This is a genomic window from uncultured Limosilactobacillus sp. (genome assembly GCF_934202705.1).
Lineage (GTDB): Bacteria > Bacillota > Bacilli > Lactobacillales > Lactobacillaceae > Limosilactobacillus.
Genome location: NZ_CAKPYE010000019.1, coordinates 1 through 3,751, shown reverse-complemented (window position 1 = coordinate 3,751; position 3,751 = coordinate 1). Strand labels below are relative to the sequence as shown.

General features: G+C 44.1%; 4 protein-coding genes. 1 reads left to right on the top strand and 3 read right to left on the bottom strand.

The annotated features are described in order from the left end of the window. The first annotated feature begins 251 nt into the window (after positions 1-251). Positions 252-1,574 carry a glycoside-pentoside-hexuronide (GPH):cation symporter gene (locus Q0C76_RS08870; RefSeq protein ID WP_003581973.1) on the top strand — a complete coding sequence of 441 codons (1,323 nt, stop codon included), beginning with the start codon at positions 252-254 and terminating at the stop codon, positions 1,572-1,574. Between the two features lie 107 nt (positions 1,575-1,681). Here Q0C76_RS08870 and fetB read toward each other — a convergent pair whose 3' ends face one another. The 3 genes from fetB to Q0C76_RS08855 are packed head-to-tail and all read right to left on the bottom strand — an operon-like array spanning position 1,682 to position 3,323. After that, positions 1,682-2,452 (bottom strand): ABC transporter permease, encoded by a 771-nt coding sequence (gene fetB, locus Q0C76_RS08865; protein WP_003581971.1) that lies wholly within the window; start codon positions 2,450-2,452, stop codon positions 1,682-1,684. Next, the gene (locus tag Q0C76_RS08860; RefSeq protein WP_016368446.1) at positions 2,449-3,099 is read right to left on the bottom strand and encodes an ATP-binding cassette domain-containing protein; all 651 of its coding nucleotides are present in this window, start codon (positions 3,097-3,099) and stop codon (positions 2,449-2,451) included. The genes fetB and Q0C76_RS08860 overlap by 4 nt, the downstream gene beginning before the upstream one ends. Continuing rightward, entirely contained in the window at positions 3,060-3,323 is a 264-nt protein-coding gene (locus Q0C76_RS08855; protein ID WP_003581966.1) for an adenine-specific methyltransferase EcoRI family protein, read from the bottom strand. Before Q0C76_RS08855 ends, Q0C76_RS08860 begins: the two co-directional genes overlap by 40 nt. Positions 3,324-3,751: the final 428 nt, after the last annotated feature.

The following is a 3,751-nucleotide window of genomic DNA, read 5'->3' as shown; positions in this document are numbered from 1 at the left end:
TCCGTTGGCAAACCCCAGTTCAAGCAGTGAGCAAGCCTCTTTCTAGGTGGTAACTTTATTATTGCAATCTAGGCATAGAAGTATATCAAAAATCATAGATCTTGGACAGCTTCTTAGAAAGTCCTGTATGCGAGCAGGGCTTTCTTTTTGTCTTCATTCAAATTTTTAACGTGCATTTGATTGTTGGGAAAAGCGAAGTTGCGTACAATTAGTTTAGATGTTTTAATTCCTAATGAAAGGCGGTGACAATCTTGAAGTCGAGTGCTGAATGGTCAACCAGGTGGCCTGAACGGATCAGCTATGGGTTAAGCGATGCCGCTGACAACCTGATTTTTCAAATGATGACGACTTATTTGCTGTTTTTTTACACCGATGTCTATGGTTTGACACCCAGTGCGGTCGCCATCTTGTTTGTGGTCGCCCGAGTAGCTGACGTCGTCGAAAGTTTTATCATCGGTATCATGATTGACCACGTCCATTCAAGATTTGGTAAGAGTCGGCCGTTCTTTCTGTGGTATTCGGTGCCTTACGTGGCCTTTGCGATTCTGACGTTTGTCACACCGAATTTCTCCTATGGCGGCAAAATGATTTGGGCTTACGTGACCTATCTTGGTCTGGGGTTCTTATACACCGCCGTTAATCTGCCAATCACATCAATTCTGCCGACGATGTCACAGAATACTCGTGAGCTGACACTGCTTGGGGTTATCCGCCAGTTCTTTGGCAGTTCAGTCCAAATCATCGTGGCAGTTTTCACACTGCCTTTGGTTTGGCTATTCGGCCACGGCAACCAGCAGAAGGGGTTTCTGGGAACGATTATCGTGTTTGGAATCATTTCACTGTTTTTGATTCTCAACACCTTCGTGCACGTGCGTGAACGCTTCTCCAATCCACACATTGCCCACCAACCGGTCAAGGTTGTTTTGAACATGTTAGCCCACAACCAGCCGTGGATTATCATGTCGATTGTGATCTTTATGTATTGGCTGGTCACGGCGATTAAGAATCAGACGACCATCTATTACTTCAAGTATACCCTTGGCGATGAAGGTTTGGTTCCCTGGGCAAATGGCTTTACCTTGGCGGCTTTAATTGGCGTGTTAATGATTATTCGACTGACCGATCACCAAAGTAAGAAGAAAACAATGTTACATGGGATATTGATTGCTTTAACCGGGCAGGCGATTATTGCTGCCGGAGTGTATGGTAAATGGCTGCTGGTTTTATTTGCCGGTGTCTTTATTAACTCAATTGGAAATGGCATTATCATTGGTCTGGTCTCGATTATGATTGCCGACACCATCCGATACGGTGCCAGCATGGGGATTCAGGCAGAAGGCATCTTAGCTTCAACCGATGATTTTGGCGTTAACTTTGGTCTGGGAATTGGCGGCTTGATTACGGCCGGCTTGTTTCACGTGTCGGGTTACGTTGCCAATCAGTCACAGAATGCGGCGACTTTATCGATGATCAATTGGAACTATGTTTGGATTCCACTGGTGATCTATGCCGGGATGTATCTGGTGTTGAATTTATATGATGAACAGCGAATTATTGATGCCATTGAAAAATAAAATTATGGTGAAAGTCGATTTGATACCCCAATCTAACCAAGCAACGCACCCATTTCCACGTCAGAAATGGGTGCGTTGTTTGGTTGGATGACCTGTTTCGGAAACATTTATGAATGCGGCGTCCTCAACTGCATATTACCATTGAAAAATTGTGGATACGCCAAATAGCACGATATCGTACTGCCAATACTAGTGGCTGCCATGAGCATAAAGGTGACCATGATCTGGTACATAATCGCCTTCGTAGGGTCGACACCAGCAAAAATCAGACCAGACATCATACCAGGGAGGCTGACAATTCCCACGGTTTTTGCCGAATCAATCGTGGGACTCATACCTGTTCGAATTGCTTCTCGTACGACCGTAATGGCGGTTTGGTAACGCGTCGCTCCCAAAGCCAACCTTTCCAACAACCCTTGGCGCTGATCATGGAACTGGCTGTTCAAGCTTCGGTAGGTCAAACCAATCGCAACCATCGCATTGCTGGCAATCATACCAGAAACCGGTACGATTTGACTGGGAACAAAGGCAATCGCTTTCGCTAAAACCAGCAAGCCAATTGTGACCCCCGTGGCAACGGCAATGGCAAGCAGACTGATCACAAAAGCATGGGGAATGCCCCTGGCACGTCCTCTCGCATTCCAAGCAGCGTTGAAGACAATGATCGCTACCATGAGAAGTGTCAGCCAAGCTCGGTTAACTGAGATGATATAGGTCAGGACGTAACCAACAATTGTCAGTTGAATAACGGCACGGATGACGCCGATTACCAAATCTTTTTCAAGACCAATTTTTTCTTTGAGGCTGATAAAAAATGCGACAGTTACTAAAGCAACTGCAAAAAATAAAGCCGTCGGGGTAACAATCAGGTGATTCATGCTGTCACCTCCATTCTGCCGTCAACAATGGTGATGAGCCGATCGGCTGCCGCCAATTCAGACTCATCGTGCGTGACAGTGATAATCGTGACGCCTTGTTTGGTGAAGTTAGCCATTACTTGATGGACAGTATCTTTTGTTGCTGCATCCAGCCCAGTTGTAATTTCATCTAATAACAGCACTTTTGGCGTGAAGATGAGATTGCGAATCAACGCGACACGCTGTTTTTCACCACCAGAAAGTTCCGTAATGTTCTTTGTCAGCATATCGGCAGGGAGATTCACATCTGCCAAAGCTTTTACCATTCGATCGTGATTGACCGGCTTTTGGCGAATTTGAAAAGGAAAGGCCAGATTGTCTTCAACTGTCTCACCAAAAAGACTGGGTTGCTGATAACAATAAGATACCATGCGACGGTACGCCGTCGTTTCATATTCTTGCTGTGGCTGACCCGAAAATATAATTTGGCCTTCTGTGGGTGTTAGCAAGGTGGCTAATAATAACAGTAAGGTGCTCTTACCCGACCCGGAAGGACCACTAATGGTCACAAATTCTCCCGGTGCCACCTTAAAAGAAATATTAGCCAATAGTGTTCGTCGTGAGACTGTTAAACCAACGTTTTGTATGTCAAAAATTGCATCTGCCATTTTTGATTCCCCCATTTTCGTTTTCTATTATGGGTCGCAAAATACTTGAAGAAATTGCTTTCGAACGGGTCATCTGCCGGGAGCAAAATTGTTTTACCTCTAAAAACATCTTTATCATACTCGATATAGGCATTCACTTCTTTTTCAATATCAGACCATTGAGTATAGAATTCGTCGTTTTTCACGTTCTTAGCTCGTGAAAGCTTCTCCTTAGTCCTTGCCATAGCTCCACCACATCCTTTATTTAGTCTTAAACCTTCCCTGTTTAGAAGTAATCTTCACAATTATAACATTAGAATTTACGTTCGTTTTGCTTATCCTTTTGTACAAAAATAGACGCCTGAACTTTCACGGCGGCCATATTTGGTGGTGATCTTGGTGGGGTACGTACTAAATATCTCACCAAATGACCCATTTCACTTCAATCAAAGCGTCGTTAAATCAACGTTCTGGTTTCAACTTCACCTACTTCTTTATTCCCAATGGCAAATTACAAGTTTAATCCGAACAAGCCCGGAATCTTTCAATGGCAGTCTTTTGATGATGTATTTTTAATGGTCGTTGATTAATTAGTTCGGATCTGGTGCAAACAGTCTGAGAGATGACCATCTAACCAGCTATTGATCCTATGTTGAAGGTTATGCAGCTAACA